Source organism: Dyella sp. EPa41 (genome assembly GCF_016586165.1).
GTDB lineage: Bacteria > Pseudomonadota > Gammaproteobacteria > Xanthomonadales > Rhodanobacteraceae > Dyella.
In genome coordinates, this window is record NZ_BCPR01000017.1 from 41,824 (window position 1) to 65,657 (window position 23,834).

19 protein-coding genes and 4 tRNA genes are annotated in these 23,834 nt (G+C 65.1%); 11 read left to right on the top strand and 12 right to left on the bottom strand.

What is annotated here, in order from left to right:
* Positions 1–24 precede the first annotated feature (24 nt).
* Positions 25–939 (bottom strand): cupin-like domain-containing protein, encoded by a 915-nt coding sequence (locus tag JMF82_RS07805; RefSeq protein ID WP_201313967.1) that lies wholly within the window; start codon positions 937–939, stop codon positions 25–27.
* Positions 940–1,340: 401 nt separating this feature from the next.
* Entirely contained in the window at positions 1,341–2,204 is an 864-nt protein-coding gene (locus tag JMF82_RS07810) for a hypothetical protein (protein WP_201313968.1), read from the bottom strand.
* Between the two features lie 173 nt (positions 2,205–2,377).
* On the opposite strand from JMF82_RS07810, the gene JMF82_RS07815 reads away from it, so the two are divergent.
* On the top strand, positions 2,378–3,109 hold the full coding sequence (locus tag JMF82_RS07815) for a J domain-containing protein (RefSeq protein WP_201313969.1): 732 nt from the start codon (positions 2,378–2,380) through the stop codon (positions 3,107–3,109).
* Positions 3,110–3,219: 110 nt separating this feature from the next.
* Here JMF82_RS07815 and JMF82_RS07820 read toward each other — a convergent pair whose 3' ends face one another.
* From JMF82_RS07820 to tviB, 5 genes are all read right to left on the bottom strand, one after another.
* Positions 3,220–4,620, bottom strand: a complete 1,401-nt coding sequence (locus JMF82_RS07820) for a TIGR03013 family XrtA/PEP-CTERM system glycosyltransferase (protein WP_201313970.1) — start codon at positions 4,618–4,620, stop codon at positions 3,220–3,222.
* Positions 4,621–4,746: 126 nt separating this feature from the next.
* On the bottom strand, positions 4,747–5,520 hold the full coding sequence (locus JMF82_RS07825; RefSeq protein ID WP_201313971.1) for a 4'-phosphopantetheinyl transferase superfamily protein: 774 nt from the start codon (positions 5,518–5,520) through the stop codon (positions 4,747–4,749).
* A gap of 36 nt (positions 5,521–5,556) precedes the next feature.
* A complete protein-coding gene (locus tag JMF82_RS07830; RefSeq protein ID WP_201313972.1) occupies positions 5,557–7,230 on the bottom strand; it encodes a GMC oxidoreductase in 1,674 nt (557 codons plus the stop codon).
* A 104-nt stretch (positions 7,231–7,334) separates the two neighbouring features.
* Positions 7,335–8,345: an NAD-dependent epimerase gene (locus JMF82_RS07835; RefSeq protein WP_201313973.1), complete on the bottom strand. Its 1,011-nt coding sequence runs from the start codon at positions 8,343–8,345 to the stop codon at positions 7,335–7,337.
* A gap of 16 nt (positions 8,346–8,361) precedes the next feature.
* Positions 8,362–9,639, bottom strand: coding sequence for a Vi polysaccharide biosynthesis UDP-N-acetylglucosamine C-6 dehydrogenase TviB (tviB, locus tag JMF82_RS07840; RefSeq protein ID WP_201313974.1), 1,278 nt, complete (start codon positions 9,637–9,639; stop codon positions 8,362–8,364).
* A gap of 514 nt (positions 9,640–10,153) precedes the next feature.
* Between tviB and JMF82_RS07845 the strand changes: the two genes are divergently transcribed.
* Entirely contained in the window at positions 10,154–10,960 is an 807-nt protein-coding gene (locus tag JMF82_RS07845; RefSeq protein WP_236585354.1) for a tetratricopeptide repeat protein, read from the top strand.
* A gap of 61 nt (positions 10,961–11,021) precedes the next feature.
* On the opposite strand, the gene JMF82_RS07850 is transcribed toward JMF82_RS07845, so the two are convergent.
* From JMF82_RS07850 to JMF82_RS07870, 5 genes are all read right to left on the bottom strand, one after another.
* Positions 11,022–11,657, bottom strand: a complete 636-nt coding sequence (locus tag JMF82_RS07850; RefSeq protein WP_201313975.1) for a DUF2076 domain-containing protein — start codon at positions 11,655–11,657, stop codon at positions 11,022–11,024.
* Positions 11,658–11,808: 151 nt separating this feature from the next.
* The gene (locus JMF82_RS07855; protein ID WP_201313976.1) at positions 11,809–12,588 is read right to left on the bottom strand and encodes a GGDEF domain-containing protein; all 780 of its coding nucleotides are present in this window, start codon (positions 12,586–12,588) and stop codon (positions 11,809–11,811) included.
* 3 nt (positions 12,589–12,591) lie between these two features.
* Entirely contained in the window at positions 12,592–12,891 is a 300-nt protein-coding gene (locus tag JMF82_RS07860; protein ID WP_201313977.1) for a hypothetical protein, read from the bottom strand.
* 209 nt (positions 12,892–13,100) lie between these two features.
* A tRNA-Ala gene (locus JMF82_RS07865) sits at positions 13,101–13,176 on the bottom strand.
* A gap of 58 nt (positions 13,177–13,234) precedes the next feature.
* Entirely contained in the window at positions 13,235–14,353 is a 1,119-nt protein-coding gene (locus JMF82_RS07870) for an HRDC domain-containing protein (protein ID WP_201313978.1), read from the bottom strand.
* Between the two features lie 104 nt (positions 14,354–14,457).
* Between JMF82_RS07870 and JMF82_RS07875 the strand changes: the two genes are divergently transcribed.
* From JMF82_RS07875 to JMF82_RS07915, 9 genes are all read left to right on the top strand, one after another.
* Complete coding sequence (locus JMF82_RS07875; protein ID WP_201313979.1) at positions 14,458–16,401, top strand: formylglycine-generating enzyme family protein; 1,944 nt, start codon at positions 14,458–14,460, stop codon at positions 16,399–16,401.
* Positions 16,402–16,738: 337 nt separating this feature from the next.
* Positions 16,739–16,823: transfer RNA gene (locus tag JMF82_RS07880), tRNA-Leu, on the top strand.
* Positions 16,824–16,910: 87 nt separating this feature from the next.
* A complete protein-coding gene (tig, locus tag JMF82_RS07885; protein WP_201313980.1) occupies positions 16,911–18,203 on the top strand; it encodes a trigger factor in 1,293 nt (430 codons plus the stop codon).
* A 38-nt stretch (positions 18,204–18,241) separates the two neighbouring features.
* Positions 18,242–18,871: an ATP-dependent Clp endopeptidase proteolytic subunit ClpP gene (clpP, locus tag JMF82_RS07890; RefSeq protein ID WP_074547535.1), complete on the top strand. Its 630-nt coding sequence runs from the start codon at positions 18,242–18,244 to the stop codon at positions 18,869–18,871.
* A gap of 106 nt (positions 18,872–18,977) precedes the next feature.
* On the top strand, positions 18,978–20,267 hold the full coding sequence (gene clpX / locus JMF82_RS07895) for an ATP-dependent Clp protease ATP-binding subunit ClpX (RefSeq protein ID WP_201313981.1): 1,290 nt from the start codon (positions 18,978–18,980) through the stop codon (positions 20,265–20,267).
* A gap of 178 nt (positions 20,268–20,445) precedes the next feature.
* The gene (lon, locus tag JMF82_RS07900; protein WP_201313982.1) at positions 20,446–22,971 is read left to right on the top strand and encodes an endopeptidase La; all 2,526 of its coding nucleotides are present in this window, start codon (positions 20,446–20,448) and stop codon (positions 22,969–22,971) included.
* A 325-nt stretch (positions 22,972–23,296) separates the two neighbouring features.
* Complete coding sequence (locus JMF82_RS07905) at positions 23,297–23,569, top strand: HU family DNA-binding protein (protein WP_019465590.1); 273 nt, start codon at positions 23,297–23,299, stop codon at positions 23,567–23,569.
* Positions 23,570–23,589: 20 nt separating this feature from the next.
* Positions 23,590–23,664: transfer RNA gene (locus JMF82_RS07910), tRNA-Val, on the top strand.
* A gap of 9 nt (positions 23,665–23,673) precedes the next feature.
* Positions 23,674–23,750 (top strand) — tRNA-Asp (locus JMF82_RS07915).
* Positions 23,751–23,834 lie beyond the last annotated feature (84 nt).

Consider the following 23,834-nt stretch of genomic DNA (forward strand, 5'->3'; position numbering starts at 1 on the left):
TGCGCCCGCGAGGGCGGCTACTGCTCAGGCGACGGCGTAGGCCGCGCGATCCGTGCTTGGCTGCTTGCCCAACGTGCGGCGCAGCCACTCGCGCGAATCGATGCCGGATCGAAAGCCGGCATGCAAAAGCGCGTCGAGCATCGGGCTCCTGCCCACGGCCGGCGGCGTGACGCCCCAGTGGCGCAGCCGCTCGTGGGCGGCATGCAGCAGGCTGTCGCGCCGGGTGGAGTCCGTGTAATAGGTGAAGCTGATGGTCACCGAGGCGTTGTCGCCGTTCTCCACCATGTGTGGGCTGGTGGAGGGCATGTAGGCGCCCTGGCCAGGTTCGAGATGGAAGACGGTGGCGCGTTCGCGCAGGCTCTCGTCCCAATGCAGGCGATCGCGTTCATGGCAGGCGTGGAAACGGTCGCGCGCTTCTTCGCTGGCGGCGACGGTGTCACGGTGGTCCCACACATAGAGCGTCTTGCGACCGCTCACCTGCATGATGAAGTTGTGTTCCTTGTCGAAATGGAACGGCGTGACCGCGTTCGGCGAAGTGATGAAGATCCACCCGCCGCGATAGCTCATGCCGGGGTCCACGCGGTCGATGGCGGGGCGGATGCCGTCGAGCACCTCGTCCACCAGCGTGCGATAGGTGTCGTCGGTCTGCACGTTGAGCAGCGACATCCAGGCTTTGGCCTGCTCGATATCCTGCAGCGTACTCGCGGCCGACTTCACGTTGGGATGCAGGCGCGGCGCGTTGTTGAACGGCGTGCCGGGCGTGGCGTCGTCGCTGTGCGTGCGCACGCGGCCGCGCGCTTCCAGGCGCTTGCCCAGTTCCACCAGTTGCGGCAGTTGCAGGAGGGGATGTTCGGCGAGGCGGTGGCGTGCGTGCTGGATGCGCCAGGGATCGAAGTGGTCCCAATCCAGATCGATGAGCCGAGCGACATCGGCGTTCATGATTTCTCCCCCTGAACAATCGTGGTTCGCACTGCCGCGATGTCCTCTGCCGATCCCTGGCTGGCGTTCGATGCGGGGCGGTACGAACCATGGATGGTCCCGCCGCGTGTCAAAGACACCTTCCCCCGAAGCCGCGTCCCTTGAGATCGGTGCGGATGCCGCGCAACGCAGGTCATGCACCGGAACACCTGTAGTCTCGGACGCCAGGTTTTTCGTGTGAATACGCCCTAAGCAGCAGGAAGCTGCGACGTGCGATACACGACCGTTCCGACGGAATAGGCTGTTAGGGGTAGCTGCCTTGGACGGCCGCCACGCACGTGGCGACGCGCCGACGCAGCGGCGACGGCGTCACCGGGGAGAAGTGATACACGGCTGTTACAGGTGCGATGCGCCGTTCGCCCTCAGGGCGCGGCCTGGAACGCGAACAACCACAGGATGGCGCCTTGCGCGGGCGTGCCGTGCCAGGTGATGGAGTAGGTGCCAGCAGCATCCACCTCGCGCACCGCGACGGCCGCCTGCACGCCGCTGCTGGGTGGCAGGTTGAGGTAGCTGTCGATCACCTTGAAGCCGTCGCCGGGAATGGCCGTCATCGAATAGACGTAGGCATCGCCCAGCCATACGGCGACGAGGGTGGCGGGGCCGGTGGTGGTGACCGTGCCGCTGGTCAGCGCGGAACTGGTGGAATCGGGTTCGCCCTTGAAACCCTGCCATGCGCGCATGAGCCGATTGGTCGCGCGGGCGGCGACGCCTGGCGTAGGGTAGTTCTGCGCGACGTCCTGCAGCTTGCCGGCATGTGCGATCTCGATGAAGGGAATGGTGATTTCGCCGGCGGGCGAACCCTCCTTCACGACCTGCACGGTGTGCCCCTTGCCGCCATGTGCGGCGATGGCCAGGAAGGCGCGCGCGTTGAAGCGTTCGTCGTAGCCGTTGTAGACCACCGGCTCGCCCACCGGCTTCCACAGGTTGCCGTAGCTGTCCGTCGGGGCGCCCGGGTTGTCGGCATGGCCGGCGACCAGCACCAGCAGCGAGCTGCCGTTTTCCTGCGTGTTCAACGACGACGTCACCGCGGGCGTGCTGCCTTCGCCCTCCGGCTGCGTGAGCATGGTGTGGGCGCCGAGCTTGGGTGCTTTGGGCATGGAGGGCGGCACGATGTCATCGAGGGTGCTGGCCATGACGACCGGCGTGACGGTCAGCAGGCACAGAAGCAGCCAGGGCGCGAGTGCGCGGGTGGTACGGACAGCAAGCTGGGAGGTGATGCGTCGCATACACGTCTTTCCCTGTCACGTTGGTTCGATATTGTGATCGGCATCACGTCGTGTCAAGCTCGACATGAGCGCCGTATGGACGGCCAAACCGAACGGAGTCGGTGCGCGTTCCTCTTTCGCGGTGCCAGCGACACGCAGGCTTCCAGCCAGGTTACAACGCCACGGTACGGGGGATGGCGGTGACGCACGAGACCGATTTTCTCGACCTCTACCGCCAACTGGGATTGAACCCGGGCTGCGAGCTCGCGGAGCTCAAGCAGGCCTACCGACGCCGGGTTGCGATGCTGCATCCCGACCGCCGGGCGGATCGCCCGGCCGACGTCCGCGCGTCGGCCCGGCTGCAACGTCTCACCGCACAGTACGGCGCGGCGATGGAATTCCATCGCCGCCATGGAAGGCTGCCGGGCTCGCCCGCGCCTGTTCGAGGGTCGCAGCCCAGCCGGGCCCCTTTGCGCGTTGACGTCATCGCGGACCCGTTCGCCGCTTCGGCAATGCCACGCGAGGCGTCTGCATCCCATCACGTCACGCACGTCATCGCGCCGAAGCGCCGTCCGCGCGGGCGCCTCGCGATGCTCCTGGCGCTGGTTGCCATGGGCGCGCTCGTCTGGAGCGTGTACTCGATCTACGGCCAACAGGCGTCGGCCGATGCGTCCGACGAGGCGTCGGCGCCGATGCAGGCCCGCGCCGGCGACGACGGCCACTCGGCCGACGCGCCCGCGCTCCGGCTGGGCATGTCGGCTGACGAGGTGAGGGCGGTCGAGGGTGACCCGGTATCGATGCATGGCGACCTCTGGGAGTACGGGCCGTCCTGGGTCCGCTTCGATCAAGACCGGGTGGTGGACTGGCACAGTTCTCCACTGCGTGCCTTGCACACGGGTGAGAAGCCGGTACAAGGCAGTCGCTGATTGCTTCACCGGCCGCAGTGGTCGCCAGGCGGCTGCCGTGCACGGTCCGTTGGCCTCGCGGATCGCATTGCACGCCCCCACCACCCGGCGGCCACTGCGGCCGGCGGCGCTCAGCGAGCGCCCCGTCCGAACAACACCACTTCCACCGTCTGGATCAGGATCAACAGATCCAGCAGCAGGTTGTGGTTTTTCACGTAGAACAGGTCGTACTTCAGTTTCTCGGCAGCCTCTTCGACGGTGGCGCCGTAGGGATAGCTGAGTTGGGCCCAGCCGGCCAGGCCCGGCTTGAGGCAGTGGCGAAGGTTGTAATAGCGAATCTTCGTGTCGAGATCGGCAACGAACTGCGGACGTTCCGGGCGTGGCCCGACGATGCTCATGTCGCCCTTCAGCACGTTCCAAAGCTGCGGCAGCTCGTCGATGCGCAGCTTGCGGCTGATGCGGCCGACGCGCGTCACGCGGTCGTCGTTCTTGCTGGCCCAGCGGGCAATGCCGTCGCGCTCGGCATCGGTGCGCATGCTGCGGAACTTCAGCAACTTGAAGGTGCTTCCATGGGCGCCGACGCGCTCCTGGCGATACAGGATCGGCTGGCCGGCGCCGGATTCGATCCGGATCGCCAGCACCTCGACCAGCATCAACGGCCAGCACAGCAACAGCAGCAGGGAAGCCGCCACCAGATCGAAGCAACGCTTGCTCAGCTGGCGCAGCGGCGTGCCGTTGAAGCCACCGGAAAACACCAGCCAGGACGGATCGAGGAAGCTCAGCTGCAGCCGCCCAGACTCGCGTTCGAAGAACGAGGTGAGATCGGTGATGGTGATGCCCATCTGCCGGCACTCCAGCAGGTCATCCATGGGCAAGTGGCCGCGGCGGTCATCCACGCCCACCACCACTTCGTCGATCTGGTCGCGCGCGACGATCTCGCACAGCGAGAGGGACGTGCGGATGAGCTGCTCCTCCGGCACGGCCACCGTTTCGCGCGCATGCGGCACATAGCCCACCACGCAAAAGCCACGGCGATCGGTGCGGCGGCGCATCTGGTTGTGGATCTGCGATGCGCGCGTGCCGGCGCCAAGAATCAGCACGCGCCGCTTGAGCGCCTCGACCTCGACCAGCTGCAGGAACACGATGCGTATGCCGAGCACGAAGATGAAACCCAGCGTCAACGCGATGGCCAGCACGCCACGGCCCACGTAGGCCTGCGGCAGCACGTAGTAACCGATCACCAGCAACACGCCGCCAAGCACGAAAGCCACGGCCTGGCGGGCCATCAGGCCGAAACGGGTCATGCGCATGTGTGACTGGTACTGGCCCAACGCCACCATGCCGAACACGATGGCGGCAGCGAACACCAGCGCGCGTTCGGGCAGGTGCACGGTGAACTCGGCGAGTTCATCCGCGTTGTGCCCGTAACGAAGGTACGTGGCGGTCGCCAGCGACATGGCGAGCAACAGCAGCTCGCACAGGCCAAGCAACATCAGCCAGCGCACCGATTGCCGACGCAGGAAACGAAGCATCCGAATCCCCCTTGCCCCCAAAGCCGAGTCCATTTAGCGCGGCGAAAGGCTAACGTGAAACTTTCAACGACGTCGATGCAACTTTGGGCAGATCGCCATGGCAGCCGTTCGGCTGTCTCAGGGGTGTTACATCACTGGCCGATCTTCAGATGCATCACGCGCGCCGGTCATGATGTGCGTCGGCAGCCATTGCATGCGCACGCGGGTGATGGCTCGTGGCGCGGCCAGTGCGCCTGTCCAACCCGCGGGCAGCGCGAGCTGGCGCACGATGCACGCGGGCGATCCCGCGGCGATCGCGGGTGGCGATATCGATACGCCGGCGTCAGCACCGATGCTTGATGGCGCCACGAGAAGGCCCACGCCGAACGCCTTGAGCAAGGCTTCCTTGCGTGTCCACAGTGCAAGCATCGCATCGTCGCGCATGGCCTCGGGAAGCGACCGCAGTGCTTCGGCCTCTTCGGCGGTGCATACGACTTTGAGCAGATCCTGCATGCCCATGCGTGGCGGCGATTGTTCGATGTCGACGCCGATGCACCCGCCACGCGCGACGGCCACGGCGATCTTTCCGCCGCTGTGGCTGATGCTGGTCGCGTGGCCGGTTCCCGGCAGGCAGGGTTGTCCATGCGATGTGCTCGCTAATGAAACGTCCCGGGGCGACACATCGAGCACTTCGGCAAGCACGAGGCGCCACATCGCGTGCGCCAGCACGTACTCATCGCGGTGTTGCGGCTGGCGAAAGCGGTGCGAACGTTCGCGCTCGGGCATCGACAACACGTCCATGGCCTCGTCGCGACAGGCCACGCAGTGCGCGCTGTCGAACAGCACGACCAGTGCTTCGTGTTCGCCGAGGCTCCACGAGCCGTCGTCGACAAGCATGCGCAGCGATGGAGGATCGCTCATGGCATGTCCGGTCGCCGCTGCCATGCAGGCCCGCGCCTACAGCAAGCCGGAGCTCGCGCAGGTGGCCAGCAGGCAACGCAGTTCGTCGGCCAGGCGCATGCTCAACGCCACGATGGTGAAGGTGGGGAACGCCCAGCCACCGGTGGGAAAGACCGAGCTTCCGGCGATATGCAGGTTGTCCATGCCATGCACCTTGCACCTGGCGTCCACCACGCCCGTGCCCGGGTGGTCGGACATTCGCGTGGTGCCCATGTGGTGCGCCGTGCCGTGCACCTGCGGCCTGGCGTTGCCCTGTTCCTCCAGCCACGGCTCGAGCTCGAAATGGCCTTTGCCGGCGCTCGCGATTTCTTCGCCGAACACGCGTGCCGACGAACGATAGGTTTCGTGGTCGAGCGCGGTCAGCCGCCAGTCGACCTTCACCTTGCGCTGGCCGAACGCATCCACGTCCTGGCCCAAGGTGATGCGGCTGTCGGGATTGGGGGCTTGCTCGAAGTAACCGACCAGGTCCACATGGCTGTTGGCCACGGTAGGGCGGTCGGTGAGCTTGTGCACGCAGGCGCGCGCGAGATCGCCTACGCCGAGGCCCAGTTTCAATGCCGTGAGGCCGAGGTTGTCCGGCGCGGTGATGACATGGCCCACCGGAGCATTGCGCAGCGCCTCGGACAGACGCGCCTCGAGCAGCGCATTCTCGTCCGGCACGGTGTTGCGCAGGGCCGTCTTCAGTTCGCGCAGCGCGCGTATGCCCCGCGGCAGCGGGCCTTCCACGCCGAAGGGGTGCACGCGGCCATTGAGTACGCGATGCCTCCGCTGGAACTGCGGTGAAAGCGCGATCTCGGGAAAGGCTGGCGGCGCGCCCTTGATGCGCCGCCGTTCATAGGGGCGCGTGATGCGATGCGGTGCTTTCGCGGTCAACGTGCCGAGCTTGCCGCTGGGATGGTCCATGAAATAACGGCCGACCACGTCGTGCTGGTTGCCCAGGCCCTCAGGCATGACGGAATTGGACAGCAACAACAGGCGCGCATTCTCGATACCGCCGCAGGCGAGTACGTAGTGGCGCGCGCGCACGACGCATCGCGCACCGCTGAGGGCGCCGATATGCGCCTCGCGCACGCGCCTGCCGTCTGCACTGGCCTTCAGCTCAAGCAAGTTGCCGTGCAGGAGCACCGTGATGTTGCCCGCGCGCTCAAGCTCGGTCCGGTACGCATCGCCGAACAGGATGGGGCTGCGCGCGAAGAACTGGTTGACCAGCTTGTCCTCGTCGAACCGAAGCGAGGCGTGGAACGGCGGTTCGGCAAAGGAACCATCGGCCAGGTCGAGGGCGCCGATCCGGCAGTATTCGCGTGCCCGCCGGTAGAACGGTTCCAGTTCGGCATAGTCGATGGGCCAACCGCTGTGCGGCACCCATTCGCGCCGCTCCAGGTCCTGCCGGCCGAGCGGAATGCAACCGCCGCCCCACAGGTTGCAACTGCCGCCGAACACCCGCATGCGCGACGTGCCCGGATCGAACTCCAGATCGCCGGCAGAGCTGCCTTCGTACAACGCCTGGTTGCGGTCTTCTCCGCCCAGTCCGCCGCTTTCGATGAGGCAGACGTTGAAGCGCGTACCGAGGAAGGCGCGGGCAATGGCGATGCCGGCGGCACCGCCGCCGACAATGCACAAGTCCGCGTCCACGTCGACGGGGTGCCCCCCGTGCAGGTAGTCGATGATCACGCCACTCCCCTAGCAATCCACGTAGGCCAACGTCCTGTCGCGACGTGGATCGGGTCGGTGGCGTTTCGGTCAGTCGGTCCGGACCAACGCTTGGCCTGTGCCAATCACACGCGGTAGTACTCTCGGTACCAGCGTACAAAGTTGGCCACGCCCGTTTCTACCGACACCTGCGGCCTATAGCCAACGGCCTGTATCAGGTCGGTTACATCGGCTTCGGTATCCGGCACGTCGCCGGCCTGCAGGGGAAGCAGCTCCATCGTGGCCTTGCGCCCCAGGCACTGCTCGAGCACCTCGATGTACCGCAGCAGTTCCACCGGCCGCTCGTTGCCGATGTTGAAAAGCCGGAACGGCGCGACGCCGCTCACCGCCGGATCGGGCGCATTGCTGTCCCACGTCGTGTCGATCGATGGCACCTTGTCCAGCGTGCGGATCACGCCCTCGACGATGTCGTCCACGTAGGTAAAGCTGCGCTTGTGCTTGCCGTGGTTGAACACGCGGATCGGTTCGCCGGCGAGGATCGCCTTGGTGAACAGGAACAGCGCCATGTCCGGGCGGCCCCACGGACCATATACCGTGAAGAAGCGCAGGCCGGTGCAGGGAATGCCATACAGGTGCGCGTAGCTGTGCGCCATCTGCTCGTTGGCCTTCTTCGTCGCGGCATACAGCGTGAGCGGATGCTCCGCCGACCGGTGCTCGGAAAACGGCATCGCCGTGTTCGCGCCATATACCGAGCTGGTGGAAGCGAACACGAGATGCTCGACGCCGTGGTGGCGGCAGCCTTCGAGTACGTGCAGGAAGCCCGTCACGTTGCTGCTGGTGTAGACGTGCGGATTCTCCGCGGCATAACGCACGCCCGCCTGCGCGGCCAGGTTCACCACGCGCTGCGGGCGATGTTCCGCGAACGCGCGCTCCATCGCGGCGCGGTCGGCAAGGTCCGCGTGGATGTGGGTATAGCCGGGGCGATCCGCGAAGCGCGCCAGGCGCGCCTTCTTCAGGTTGACGTCGTAGTAATCGTTGAGGTTGTCGAGTCCGACAACTTCGTCGCCGCGCGCCAGCAGGCGTTCGGCGACGTGGGAGCCGATGAATCCGGCGGTACCGGTAACCAACACTTTCATGGCGTGTCCCTGGAGTTCAAAGTCGACCGTCGACGGCGTCGCGCGGCAGCACGTATTTTACGTCGTACACCACCGAGTCCGGCTTGCCGTAGCCACGGATGCCGTCGACGCCAAGTTCGATGAACTGCCGGTGGCCCACGGCCACGATCACGGCGTCATAATCGCCGGGAACAGGGGACGCGACCGGCGAGAGCGCGTACTCGTGCTCGGCCTCGTCGGCATTGATCCACGGGTCATGCACGTCCACCTGTGCGTTGTACGCGTGCAGCGCATGCACGATGTCCACCACGCGGGTGTTGCGCAGGTCGGGGCAGTTTTCCTTGAAGGCGAGGCCCAGCACCAGCACGCGCGCGCGCACCGGGTTGATGCCCTTGCGCACCATCAGGCGGATCACTTCGTTGGCGACGTAGACACCCATGCCGTCATTGGTGCGCCGGCCCGCCAGGATGACGTCGGGGTGGTGCCCCACCTCCTGCGCCTTGTGGGTCAGGTAGTAGGGATCCACGCCGATGCAGTGGCCGCCGACCAGGCCCGGGCGAAAGGGCAGGAAGTTCCACTTGGTGCCGGCCGCCTGCAGCACTTCCAGCGTATCGATGCCGAGCTTGTTGAACAGGATCGAGAGATCGTTCACCAGCGCGATGTTGAGGTCGCGCTGCGTGTTTTCGATGACCTTGGCCGCCTCGGCCACCTTCAGCGAGCTGGCCTTGTGCGTGCCGGCCGTAATGATCGAGCCGTAGAGGCGGTCGACGAAATCGGCGGCCTCGGGCGTGGAGCCGGACGTGACCTTGAGGATGCTGGTGACGCGATGCTGCTTGTCGCCCGGGTTGATGCGCTCGGGGCTGTATCCGGCGAAGAAATCGCGGTTGAACACCAGGCCCGAACCCTTTTCCAGGATGGGCACGCAGACTTCTTCCGTGCAGCCCGGATACACCGTCGATTCGTACACCACGGTGTCGCCGCGCTTGAGCACTTTGGACAGTGCCTCGCTCGCGCGGACCAGCGGCGTGAGGTCGGGGCGCTTGGCCGAGTCGATCGGCGTGGGCACCGTGACGATATAGACATTTCGGTCGGCGAGATCCGCCAGTTCACTGCTGAAGCGCAATCGGCCGGCCTCGGCCAGCTCCTCGCTGTTGACCTCAAGGGTACTGTCGCGCCCCCCGCGCAGTTCATCGATGCGTGCCCGGTTGATGTCGAAACCGACGGTGTCATAGCGCTTGCCAAACTCGACGGCCAGAGGAAGGCCGACGTAACCGAGGCCGATGATGGCGAGCTTGGTGTCTTCCAGATGCTGCATGCGGGGTTCCTGCTGTCTGGTGTGAAGAGGCACAGAGCCGGCCGGCAGGCTATCCGATGGATTGCCCGATTTGGATGACGAAAACTCCGTGCCCCTGCGCTTCACAGGCTTCATTGCCTGTCGAAGAAGCCCACGCGAGTGAAGTGCGCGGGCAACGCAAGGCTAGCAGGGTCGTCTTCCTTTTCAGCTAGGCCAGAGGTTGCTTACCCAATGGAGGATGCCGGTCAAAAGGCGTGTTGGGATGAACGGGGCCTGCATGCGGTGGCTTCGACGCGATCACCGCAGTCGGATCAGTTCGCTCGGGTGGATGGGAAAAAGCGGTTGGGCGCCGTTTTACCCACGCATGGGGCAGGCTTGTTGTTGAGAATTGTTCTCACTAAAACTATCTTGTTCGGGCTACATGGCATCCCGTCCCGACGAATCGATCAGAACCCATGCTCCCGCACAACCCTGGAGTCCTCGACGCCGATGCGTGGGCGTCGCAGCCAGCAGCTCAGGCAGGCGCCGCGATCCGATGTGGCGACGGCATGCGCTCGGCGGCGCGATGGCAGGCGGTGCGGATGCCCGCCGCGGACAACCTGGGGTACGCGTGGCCGGCAACGTGATTTGCGCGCCGGTTGCGGGACGCACCGACGAATGCCTCCAGTTGCTGAGGACCGATCCTGTACGCCTGCACGCCACCCTGTTGACCCAGGCGCTGGCCGGTGATGCCGGCTCGCAGTTGGGCGTGGCGCAGATGTACCTGGAGGGCATTGGTTGCGAGCGCAACACGGGCGAGGCGCTGTACTGGTTCCAACGTGCGGCCCACCAGGGCGACGCCATGTCGATGAACATGCTGGGACGCATCCACGAGAACGGCCGCGGCGTAGCGGTCAACCATGAGCTGGCGGCCGTGTGGTATCGCGAAGCCGCCGAGCATGGATCGGACTGGGGCATGTACAACTTCGCCCATGTGCTGGCCAACGGTCGTGGCGTGAAAGCCAACCGCGCCGAGGCATTCCGCTGGTTTGGGCAGGCGGCCGAAGCGGGGCATGCGCGCGCGATGCATTGCCTTGGGCAGTACTACGAATACGGCTGGGAAACCGCGCCGGACATCGAGCGCGCGCATGCGCTCTATCGCGCCTCGGCGGAGAAGGGCGATTACCGTGGCAAATGCAGTTGGGCCTTGGTGCTGACCGAGCGCGGGCATATCGGGCAGGCATGCGCGCTGTTGCGATCCGCCATGGAGGCAGCGCCCGCCTATTTCGTTGAAGCCCTGCGCAACGACCTGCGCCAGTCGCCCCATTTGCCGCTGCGCGCCCTGGCCGGGCACGCCGCGTGAGAGCGCACCCGGTACGCGACCGGGGGCGCGCGTGCTTCATCGCCTGGTTCGACGGGAAACTTCAGGACCAATCGCTGTCGTCGAAGCCACCGTCGCTGTTGTCGTTGAAATCGTCCGTCGAGGCAAAGTCGCGATCGTCGCGGCCCGACGATCGATCGTGGTCGTCGTCGTAGTAGTTGTTGTTCTCGGTGATGTTCTCGATGACGGTCTGTTGTCCGCCGCCCAGGAAGCCTCCACCGTGATGGCCTCCCATCAGGCTTTCGATACCCTCGAACAGGAACATGCCGCCGGCCACGCCCGCGGCGGTGGTGGCAGCCTGCGAAAGGAAGCTTGGTGCGGCTGGCGGTTGCGCCGGGGCGCCGCCGAACAGGCGCTCGCGCCAACCGGGTGCCGCGGCGGGCGCCTGGGGCGGGTAGGGCGTCGTCGTCGCGCCCCAGGCCGGCTGCTGGCTCCCGAGGAAGCTGCCGCCACCCTGCTGCGAGCCCACCTGTGACTGCAGCTGTGCGATCTGCGCCTTGGCGTTTTCCAACGCCTGTTGCTGCAACAGGCTGCGCTGCACCAGCAGGTAGAGCGCATCGGGCTGGCCGGCAAGCCGCTGTCGGATCAAGGCGTCGGCCTGCGGATCCTTCGCCACGCCGCCGGCGCTGACCAGGCGCTGGAGAAAATCTTCAAGTAGTTGTTGTTCCTGCGGTGTCATGACTTGCGAAATCTCCGGCATGGATGAGGAGCCCACCTTCGCGCGCGATGCGCAAGGCGTGCAGTGCCGGAAGTGTGCCCATGTGGGGTGACATCAAGGGCGCAGGGTTTTTCGTTTGCCTGGCAGTCAGCCAGTTCTCACGGCCGATGCTTCAAGGTTTCAAAACGTAGCGATTCTTGCCGCGCTGCTTGGCTTCATACAGACCCTGGTCCGCGAGACGAACGGTGTCCCCGAGGTCGGTCGACGCCTCCAGGCGCGCCATGCCGATGCTGATGGTCACGACATGCCCCGCGATGCGCAGCGAGGCGACGTGTTCGCGGATGCGTTCCGCAAAGGCTTGCGCCGCGTCCGCCCTGCCGTTGAACACCACGCCGAATTCTTCGCCACCGAGCCGCCCGTGCGGATAGCCTTCCGCATGTCGACCGATGACGGACGCCACTTCGATCAGCACGCGATCACCGACATCGTGTCCCGAGGTGTCGTTGATCTTCTTGAAGTCGTCGATATCGATCAGCAGGAAATAGAAATCGCCGGCGGATGCGATCGCATGGATGTCCTGCAGCGTTTCCATCAATCCACGGCGGTTGTTGATGCCGGTCAGCGCGTCCTTGAAGGACAGGCGGATGAGCTCGCGCTGCACGAGGAAGGTCTTTTTCCGCTCCGCCACGAACAGCCGGTTGAGCAGAATGCCGAGGCCAAACCCGGACACCGTCATCAGCACGATCCAGTTGGCGTCGTCCATGCGGAGCATGGCGTTCACCTGGCCCCAGGACACCACCAGCCAGACGGCCACCGAGCTCGCGATGTAGCTGAAGCCGTCGGCGAACACCGGCGCCATGCCTACGGTGATGACCAACCCCGCCGGAATCACCCAGAACTCGGGTTGTTGCGTGCCGCCGATGTTGCTGTGGATGCACAGCGCGATCGCCACGGCTCAGAGCCCGCCGCCTGTCATGGTCATCACGATGCTGCGGGCGGTATAGGTCATGGCCATCCCGCAGATCGCGCCGGCCACGCCCGCACCGGTCAGCCATGGATCAAACACGGCTCCCGGATGGGCGAGCAGACGCGACAGCATCCAGGCCATGAGACCAAAGGCCTGCAGGCTGAGCGCCTGGTGGCGTAGGCTGGCGATGGAGGTTTTCCAGAACAGCTGGCGTTCCGCACGATCGCTGAAGGCCGACCCGCGTTCGACGTTGGCGATTTTGCGATGGAACCTCATGGCAAGCCCCATGTCCGCTGGAATACCGCGTCAGACCGGCTTGGCGCTTCGGGAAAACCGGCGCTCCAGGCAGCGGAAGTATAGGCAGGCGCGGCACGGGTGGCCTGCTGCGCGCATCACAAGGGCGATGGTGTGGGCCGCGCCGAGCGGCATGCCGCGACGGCGGCCCATAACAAAACAGCGCTTGATGCCAAAGGCAACAAGCGCTGTCAGGAATCAAGTGGTGGAGCCAGGGAGGATCGAACTCCCGACCTCGTCATTGCGAACGACGCGCTCTCCCAGCTGAGCTATGGCCCCACAAGAGCGGGTCATGTTAGCAGGCCGTTTCGGTTTTCGCCAAGCCCCCGCGTGTCGTTCACGGCAGCAGGCGACTCAGCTCTTCATGGAGCACGCCGCGCCGCCAGCCTTCCAGAAAATCAGGCCATTGCGCGGTGACCACGTACTCTTCCAACACCTTGCGTGGGCAGAGCAGGCCCGCGGGCAGGTCGAGGTTCGCGGCGCGCTTGTCGACGCAGTCCTTCATGGCGGACAGCGCGCGTTTCGCCTCGCCCTGGGGCGATTCGGGGATCTCGGCGGTGGCCACCACTTCCTCCGCTTCGACGGGACGCAGCAAGGTTTCCAGCAACTCCCGCTGTTGCGGCGAGCGCAACGCCCGCTGGCCGCGCACGCGCTGTTCCAAGTCGCCGGCACTGGTCGGGCGCTGCTGCACCAGGTTCATCACCAGCGCATCCTCGAGCAGCCAGGGGCGGGGGCGATCCAGCGTGCGTGCGGTCTGGTCGCGCCACAGCAGGATGCGGCGGAGCAGGGCGCGCTGCTCGGGGCGCCATTCGGCGGCGCTGCGGAATGCGCGCTGCGGTTGCGGATCGCCTCCGCGATGGCACGAGCGCAGCTTCAGGCGCTCGCAATCCTCCGCATGCCACGCAACCCGGTCGTGCTGCGCGAGGCGTTCGGCAAGCTGCTCGTGCACGGGCTTCAGGTAGACGACATCCAGCGTGGCGTAGCTGCGTTGCGAGTCGGTCAGCGGCCGTTGCAGCCAGTCGGAACGGGTTTCGCCCTTGTCCAGCTCGGCACCGGCCAGCTCGGCAACCAGCGCGCGATAGCTGATGCCCAGGCCCATGCCCACGAACGCCGCGGCGATCTGCGTATCGAACAGGCGGCGCGGGCCGTGCGGCAGCAGCGGTGAAAGCGCTTCGAGGTCTTCGCTCGCGCTGTGCATCACGGTGACGGCATCGCTGTCGCCGACCAGCGGCTGCAGCGCATCGCCTATCTCGAAGGCCACCGGGTCGACGAGCGCGTAGCGACCGTTCCAGCCGAGCTGGATCAAGGCCAGCTGCGGATAGAACGTATTGCGCCGCATGAATTCCGTATCGAAGCCGAGCGCGGCGTCATGGGGCACCGTGGCCAGCCATGCGTGCAGCGCCTCGGGACTGTCGATCCAGGCGGCGTCGGGGGTAAGGGATGAGTCAGGCTGCATGCGTCTTCCTGGCGACACAGGACGCGCACCCGCGCATTGTCCTGACATCGGTTTGTGCCTATGGTTAAGCGCTGCACGATAACAGGCTGCCCCGGACCCAAGCCATGCCGAGCAAGGAAACCGTACGACGACAACGCGCACTCGGTGGAGGCGTCGGCGTGGTCGTGCTTGGCCTTGCGCTGGTTTATCACTTCTTTCCAAGGGTGTTTCACGTCGAGCCGTCCTCGATCGCCGCGCATCGGGCCATGAACCTGGGCCCGGCACCGTCGGCGGCGCCCGCCCCCGTTGCACCGGTGCAAGGCGTGGGGGAAGTGGATGCAGGACCGCCGGTGACCCTGGCGCCTACCGACGTCATCGTGGCGCGGATGAGCAACAAGAACACCCATCTTCCGCAGCAGCTGAGCGCCGACACCCCCGAAGTGGAGGCCCTGCTCGCGCGCGCCGACAAGGCCTTGCATGCCGGCCAGCTCGCCGGCGACGACACCAGCGCCGCCGCGTTGTTCGAGCAGGCATTGAAGCTGAAGACAGACAGCCGTCGCGCCGCCCAGGGCTTGTTCGAAGTGAGGGCGCGCCTGGTGGCGGAGATCAACCAGGACCTGGTGGTCGGCGACGCGGATTCGGTGGGCGACCTGCTCGATACACTAAAGAAGATTCCCGATTCCGGGGACGATGTCAGCCAGATCCAGGCCAAGCTGAAGACCCTTGGCCAGGTGCGTCCGCTCCTGGCCAAGGCCGCGACCCTGGTGCAACAGGGGCACGCGGACCAGCCCGCGGGCGACAACGCGCTCGAACTCTATCGCCGTGTACAGCAGCTCGATCCGGAGAATGCAGTCGCCGCGCAGGGCATCCTGCAGGTGCAGCGCGTCGTGCTCGATCGTGCACTCGCGGCGGTGGCCCAGAATGACTTCAAGTCCGCGGACCAGGCGCTGGCCGAAGCGGCGCAGGTGGCGCCCGATTCGCCCGCACTGGGCGACGTGCGCACGCGCGTGGACAACATGCGTCAGGCGCGCGCCAGCGGCCTGCTGGGCCAGGCCCGTTCAGCCCTCGACGGGGGCAACCTGGGCCTGGCCCAGCAACTGGCTGACCAGGCCAAGGCCATCAGTCCCGATCTGGCGGGGCTGGCCGAATTCGGCGAACGCCTGACCAACGCGCGGCTTTATGCGAGCTATAAGCCGGGCCAGGTGTTCGCCGATCGCTTCGTCGACATCCCCGGGGAGGCCCCGTCGATGGTGGTCGTGCCCACGGGCAGTTTCCGCATGGGAGCACCCGACAACGAGGAAGGACGGCAGGACGCCGAAACGCCGCAACACGACGTGACCATCGCCAAGGGCTTCGCCCTGGCGCGCTCGGCGATCACCGTTGGCCAGTTTCGCGAGTTCGTGAGGGCGAGCGGCTATCAGCCCGATTCCTCCAAGCTCGGTGGCGCCAGTGTCTATGACGAAGGCACCGGCGCGATGCGTGATGACCCGAACGCGGGCTGGCAGGACGACTACGTCGGCAAATCGGCCGACAGCCGCCTGCCGGTGGTCAATATTTCGTGGGCGGATGCCAAGGCATATGCGGACTGGTTGAGCCAGCGCACCGGCAAGACCTATCGGTTGCCCAGCGAGTCCGAGTTCGAATACGCCCTGCGGGCGGGCACGGCCACGCGCTATTGGTGGGGCGACGGCGCTCCGGGCCACAAGGTGGAAAACCTCACGGGTGGCAGCGATCGCTCTCCGAGCGGCCGCCGCTGGAGCAATGCCTTCGCGGGGTATCGCGATGGCTTCTGGGGGCCGGCCCCGGTGATGAGCTTCTCTCCCAATCCGTTCGGCCTCTATGACATGGGCGGCAACGTCTCCGAATGGGTTCAGGACTGCTGGCACGACAGCTACCTGCGCGCGCCCCGCGATGGCAGCGCCTGGATCAACCCCGGTTGCAGCACGCGCGTGGTTCGCGGTGGCTCCTGGGGCAGCTCACCCGATCAGGTGCGCTCCTCCTATCGCCAGGGCGCTGATGCGAGCGTCCGCAGCGGCCGCGTCGGATTCCGCGTGCTGCGGGAGCTTTGAGAGGGCGCGAGCCGCGTCTCGCCTTATACAAGGCGTGGCCGGGCACTTCCTCGCCCGATGCGTGCCTGCGGCACTCGCCCATGCGGTCTTCGCCACGCGCGAGGTTGCGCCCAAGGGATCGCCTGTTCGCAATGCATATGAGACCGCGTTCCGTGGCCCCTCCACCCGCTTGTGCTGGCGCCCGCACGAACCGTAAAATGACCCGCTTTCGTGTAAGGGAATCATCGACTTAGGGCGGAGTGTCCGGAGGCTGGCGGGGTGGGGTGCGAGCATGTTTTCTTTCGCTATTCCTTTGTAAATCCGGTGCTTGCGGTAATTTCCTCAGAGTTGTTCTGATGCGAAAGTGGCGGAATTGGTAGACGCACTGGATTTAGGTTCCAGCGGGTAACCCCGTGAGGGTTCGAGTCCCTCCTTTCGCACCATCCCTTTAGGTTTTTCATAAGCAGGCGGCCTCAGAGGCTGCCAAGCGCCTTTGACGGGCGCTCAGAATCGGTATTCCAGGAGACGTCATGCAGGTTTCGGTTGAAAACGTCGGCAAGCTCGAGCGCAAGCTCACCGTGAAGTTTCCCGCGGATCGCTTCGAGTCGCAGGTCAGTGCGCGCATCGCCGAGATGGGCCGCACGGTGCGACTGAAGGGCTTCCGTCCGGGCAAGGTGCCGACGACGGTGATCCAGCAGCGTTTCGGTGACCAGGTTCGCGGCGAAGTGCTTTCCGACCTGATCGGCAGCACCCTGCGCGAGGCCGTTGCCCAGGAAAACCTGCGCCCGGTGGCCAACCCGTCGATCAACACCACGGGTCGTCCCGAGGGCGGCGAGATCGCCTATACCGCCACCTTCGAAATCATGCCGGAGTTCCCGGAAGTCGACGTGGCGAAGCTGGAAGTCAGCCGCCCGGTGGCTGAAGTGGGCGATGCCGACATCGAGAAGATGATCGAGACCCTGCGCCTGCAGCGCCGCAGCTTCGACGAGGTGGAGCGTGCCTCGGCCGACGGCGACTTCGTGATGTTCGAGTACTCGGCGCAGGCCGGCGACTACCGCTTCCCGGCCGAAGGCCTCGAGCGCGCCGGCAGCGTGCTGGGCTCGGGCAACCTGTTCAAGGCGCTGGACGACGTCCTCACCGGCCGCAAGGCCGATGAAGAGTTCGACGCCGACGTCGAGTTCCCGGCCGATTTCCGCAACGAGAACCTGGCCGGCAAGACGGCCCAGTGCCACTTCAAGATCATCAAGGTGCAGGAGCCGAAGCTGCCGGAGGTCAACGCCGAGTTCGCCCAGCTGTTCGGCATCGCCGATGGCGACCTGGAGCATTTCCGCAAGGAAGTGCGCGCCAACCTCGAGCGCGAGCTGAAGGCCACGCTGATGGCCCGCCTGAAGTCCGAAGTGGCCGAGAAGCTCGCCGACGCCTATCCGGAGCTGGACGTGCCGAACGTGATGGTGCAGTCCGAGGCCCATGGCCTGGCCCAGGGCAGCGTGCCGCGCGGCCAGCAGGTCCCGCCGCAGCTGGTCGAGGCCGCCGCGCCGATCGCCCGCAAGCGCGTCATCGCCGGTCTGCTGATGGGTGAGATCGCCCGCAAGCAGTCGCTGGTCATCGACCGCAGCCGCGTGGCCGAACAGCTCGCCGCGATTGCCTCGACCTACGAGGAGCCGGAGAAGGTCGTTGAACTTTACAACCGTGACCCCCAATTGATGTCCGGGTTGCAAAACCGCGTGATGGAAGACCAGGTGGCGGAATGGGTGGCGGATCACGCCACGACCACCGTCCATAACCTGAGCTTCGACGAGGTGATGCGCCCGGTCAGTGCCTGAGGCATCCTTCAGGCCAATCAACCGGAGAGCGACAAAGCATGGCCATGGACCCGATCCAGAACCTCAACCTGGTACCGATCGTCGTCGAGCAGACCGCCCGCGGCGAACGTTCGTACGACATCTACTCGCGCCTCCTGAAGGAGCGCGTGATCTTCCTCGTGGGCGAGGTGAACGATCAGGTCGCCAATCTGCTGGTCGCGCAGATGCTGTTCCTTGAATCGGAAAACCCGGACAAGGACATTCATCTGTACATCAACAGCCCGGGCGGCGCCGTCACCGCCGGGCTGGCGATCTACGACACCATGCAGTTCATCAAGCCCGACGTCAGCACCATGTGCATCGGCCAGGCCTGCAGTGCGGCCTCGCTGCTGCTGATGGCCGGCGCCAAGGGCAAGCGCTACTCGCTGCCGAACTCGCGCGTGATGATCCACCAGCCGTCGGGCGGCGCCCGCGGCCAGGCCACGGACATCGAGATCCAGGCCCAGGAAATCCTGTACCTGCGTCGCCGCCTGAACGACATCTACGTTCAGCACACCGGCCAGCCGCTCGACAAGATCGAGCGGGACATGGAGCGCGACCGCTTCATGAGCGCCGAGGCGGCCAAGGAGTACGGCCTGATCGACCAGGTCCTGGACCGTCGCGCCGTCGAAACGGTGAAATCGGCCTGATTTCAGGCATTTGGTCCCTGGTTTGCAAGTGGTTCCGCGTCTCCGTGCAGACGCGGAACCCTGTGCTATTCTCAAACCGCAATCGATTTACTAGCAGGATCCAGGCATGAGCGACGATCGGCAGGGCCGTTCCAACGACAGCGGCAAGATTCTTTACTGCTCCTTCTGCGGCAAGAGCCAGCACGAAGTGCGCAAGCTGATCGCGGGCCCATCCGTGTTCATTTGCGACGAGTGCGTCGAGCTGTGCAACGACATCATTCGCGAGGAACTGGAAGAAAAGGCCGCCTCCGGGCGCAGCCAGTTGCCCAAGCCCCGTGAAATCATGGAGACGCTCGACCAGTACGTGGTCGGCCAGACCCGCGCCAAGAAGGCGCTGGCGGTGGCCGTGTACAACCACTACAAGCGCATGGAGTCGCGCCAGAAGAGCGACGACGTCGAGCTGGGCAAGTCCAACATCCTCCTGATCGGTCCGACCGGTTCGGGCAAGACGCTGCTGGCCGAAACGCTGGCTCGCCTGCTCAACGTGCCGTTCACCATCGCCGACGCCACCACGCTCACCGAAGCCGGCTATGTCGGCGAGGACGTGGAAAACATCATCCAGAAGCTGCTGCAGAAGTGCGACTACGACGTCGACAAGGCGCAGTCGGGCATCGTCTACATCGACGAGATCGACAAGATCTCGCGCAAGAGCGAGAACCCGTCGATCACCCGCGACGTGTCCGGCGAAGGCGTGCAGCAGGCCCTGCTCAAGCTCATCGAGGGCACGCTCGCCTCGGTGCCGCCGCAGGGTGGGCGCAAGCATCCGCAGCAGGAATTCCTGCAGGTCGACACCAAGAACATCCTCTTCATCTGCGGCGGCGCGTTCGCGGGCCTGGAGAAGGTGATCCAGCAGCGTTCCGAAACCGTGGGCATCGGCTTCTCGGCCGAAGTGCGCAGCAAGGAGCGCAAGGAAAACCTCGGCAAGCTGCTCGCCGATGTCGAGCCGTCCGACCTGGTGCGCTACGGCCTGATTCCGGAGTTCGTCGGTCGCCTGCCGGTGGTGGCCACGCTGGACGAGCTGGACGAAGCGGCGCTGGTGAAGATCCTCACCGAGCCCAGGAACGCCGTCACCAAGCAGTTCAAGAAGCTGTTCGAGATGGAAGGCGTGGAGCTGGAATTCCGCCCCGAGGCCCTGCAGGCCATTGCCCGCAAGGCGCTCAAGCGCAAGACCGGTGCCCGCGGCCTTCGCACCATCCTCGAGCAGGTGCTGCTGGACACCATGTACGAGCTGCCGTCGCTCGAGCATGTCAGCAAGGTCGTGGTGGACGACGCGGTGATCGAGGGTCAGGCAGAGCCCTACCTGATCTATCGCGGCAACCTCAAGCAGCCGCGTGCAGAGGGTGGCGACGCCGCCTGATCGCTGTTTTAACGCGACGGCATCCATGCAATGGCCCCGGCAGAGATGCCGGGGCCATTTTGTTTGCGTGCCGCGTCATGCACTTGTGCGAAAGGCGGTTTGCCACCACTTGACGTACAGATGCCCCCGGCGCAGTGTCGGGGCAAAGACGCTATTCATCCCTGAGAGATTCTCTTTGATGGCAAAGAACGCCCCCAATCCCCAAGCCACCGGAGCCACGCTGGACGCACTGCCAGTGCTGCCGTTGCGCGACGTGGTGGTCTATCCGCACATGGTCATCCCACTGTTCGTCGGGCGTGACAAATCCATGCGTGCGCTGGAGCGCGCCATGGAGGGCGAGCGCCAGATCCTGCTGGTGGCACAGAAGAGCCCCGACATCGACGATCCCAAGATCAGCGACCTGCACGAGATCGGCACGCTGGCAGGCGTGCTGCAGTTGCTCAAGCTCCCCGATGGCACCGTGAAGGTGCTGGTCGAGGGCCAGTCACGCGTCGTGATCGACAAGTACGACGAGGATGGCGGCATGTTGACCGCCACGTCGCGCGTCATCGAGCCCGTCTACAGCAACAAGGAGCGCGAGCTCGACGTCGTGTCGCGCACGCTGATCTCGCTGTTCGAACAGCTGGTCAAGCAGAGCCGCAAGCTGCCGCCGGAAGTGCTGGCGACCTTGTCGGGCATTGACGACCCGTCGCGCGTTGCCGACTCCATCGCCGCGCATCTTTCCGTGCGCATGGCCGAAAAGCAGAAGGTGCTGGAAACCGCCGACGTGGGCCAGCGCCTCGAGCTTCTGATCGGCCTGGTCGACGGCGAAATGGACCTGCAGCAGGTGGAAAAGCGCATCCGCGGCCGCGTGAAGTCGCAGATGGAAAAGAGCCAGCGCGAGTACTACCTCAACGAGCAGATGAAGGCCATCCAGAAGGAGCTCGGCGAGAACGAAGAGGGTGGCACCAACGAGATCGAGGAACTGCAGAAGAAGATCGACAACGCGGGCATGCCCAAGCCCGTGCTGGCGAAGGCGCGCCAGGAGTTCAACAAGCTGCGCCAGATGTCGCCGATGTCGGCCGAAGCCACGGTGGTGCGCAACTACCTCGACTGGCTGGTGGGCGTGCCGTGGAAAAAGCGCAGCAAGGTACGCAAGGACCTGCAGCTGGCGCAGGAAGTGCTCGATGCCGATCACTTTGGCCTGGAGAAGGTCAAGGAGCGCATCCTCGAATACCTCGCCGTGCAGCAGCGCGTGAACACCATGCGTGGCCCGATCCTGTGCCTCGTCGGCCCGCCGGGCGTGGGCAAGACCTCGCTGGGCCAGTCGATCGCCAAGGCAACCAACCGCAAGTTTGTCCGCATGAGCCTGGGTGGCGTGCGCGACGAGGCCGAAATCCGTGGCCATCGCCGCACCTACATCGGTTCGATGCCTGGTCGCATCGTGCAGAACCTCAACAAGGTGGGCAGCAAGAACCCCCTGTTCGTGCTGGACGAGATCGACAAGATGTCCATGGATTTCCGTGGCGATCCGTCGTCGGCGCTGCTCGAAGTGCTGGATCCGGAACAGAACCACGCCTTCAACGACCATTACCTCGAGGTCGACCTCGACCTGTCCGAGGTGATGTGGATCGCCACGGCCAATTCGCTGAACATCCCGGGGCCGCTGCTCGATCGCATGGAGGTCATCCGCATCCCGGGCTACACCGAGGACGAGAAGCTTGGCATCGCGCAGAAGTACCTGCTGCCCAAGCAGCTGAAGGCCAATGGCCTGAAGCCCGAGGAACTCAGCGTGGACGCCGAGGCCATCCGTGACATCGTGCGTTACTACACGCGCGAATCGGGCGTGCGCAATCTCGAGCGCGAGATATCCAAGATCTGCCGCAAGGTGGTGAAGGAACTGGCTCTCAACGAGGGCAAGAAGGCCCAGAAGGCACCGGCCAAGAAGGCCGTTGCGGCCGTAAAGACGTCCAAAGCCAAGGTCAAGGCGCCTGGCGGCATCCTGGTGAACTCCGGGAACCTGGAGCATTACCTCGGGGTGCGTCGCTTCGATTTCGGCCGCAAGGAACTGCAGAACGAGGTCGGCCTGGTGACCGGCCTGGCCTGGACACAGGTGGGTGGCGACCTGCTGAGCATCGAAGCGTCGATCGTGCCCGGCAAAGGCCGGCTGGTGCATACGGGCCAGCTTGGCGACGTGATGAAGGAATCGATCCAGGCCGCGCTCTCGGTGGTGCGTGCCCGCGCGGATCGCCTGGGCATCCCGAGCGATTTCCATGAGCGCTTCGATATCCATATCCACGTCCCGGAAGGCGCCACGCCCAAGGACGGCCCGAGCGCGGGCATCGCCATGTGCACGGCGCTGGTGTCCGCCCTGACCAAGGTGCCTGTGCGTTCCGAAGTGGCCATGACCGGCGAGATCACGCTGCGTGGCCGCGTGTTGCCCATCGGTGGCCTCAAGGAGAAGCTGCTGGCAGCACATCGCGGTGGCATCACCACGGTGATCATCCCCGAGGAGAACAAGAAGGACCTCGCGGATATCCCGGCCAATATCACCGGGTCGCTGGACATCCACGCGGTGCGCTGGATCGATGAGGTGCTGGATATCGCACTGGAGCGGCCGCTGCAGCCGCTGCAGGCAAACGACGGCGAAGCCAGTGCAAGCGTCGAAAAGCCGCGGGACGAGTCGCCGGATGAGTCGCAGGAGTCCTACACGCGACCGCATTGATCCGTGATAGGCGTCACCGAAAAACGGGCGGGCAACCGCCCGTTTTTCATGGGCATGTCATGATCCGGGCGGGTGCATCGCTTAGCGTTTCAGCACGTGCTTTGCAAGCGTCGACGAAGCATGCTGAATCGCGCGAACCCTTGGAATTACTTGTCATTGCGGACCCTAGGGGCCACTGGTATAAAGGCGGCACCGCAGCCTGACGCCGAGCACGATGCGCAGTGATGCGGGGTTGCTTGGCGATGTCCTGGTGCCCTGTCGCATAGACGTCGCCTGGTCCCAGAATGACCACGCGGGCTGCATAACCGTTTAAGGGAGTGTCTCAATGAATAAAACTGATCTGATCAATGCCATTGCCGAGAAGGCCGAACTCACCAAGGCTGACGCCGGCCGTGCTCTCGAAGCTTTCTTCGAGACCGTGCAGAAGGCGCTGAAGAAGGGTGATGACGTGTCGGTGGTCGGTTTTGGCACCTTCACCGTGCGCAAGCGCGCCGCCCGTACCGGTCGCAATCCGCGCACCAACGAGACGATCAAGATCAAGGCCTCGAAGGTCCCGGCGTTCAAGGCTGGCAAGACCCTCAAGGATGCCCTAAACTAAGCGGCTACTTGCTTAGTTTCGGGTGCTTAGCTCAGCGGTAGAGCGTCGCCCTTACAAGGCGAGGGTCGTAGGTTCGATCCCTACAGCACCCACCAGAAATATGCGGAGCGGTAGTTCAGTCGGTTAGAATGCTGGCCTGTCACGCCGGAGGTCGCGGGTTCGAGTCCCGTCCGCTCCGCCATAGTTCGCAAGGGCGCCCGCGTGGCGCCCTTGCCTTTTGAGCACTGCGCACATGCTGCGCTGAACAACGATTTAGCCGGGACCA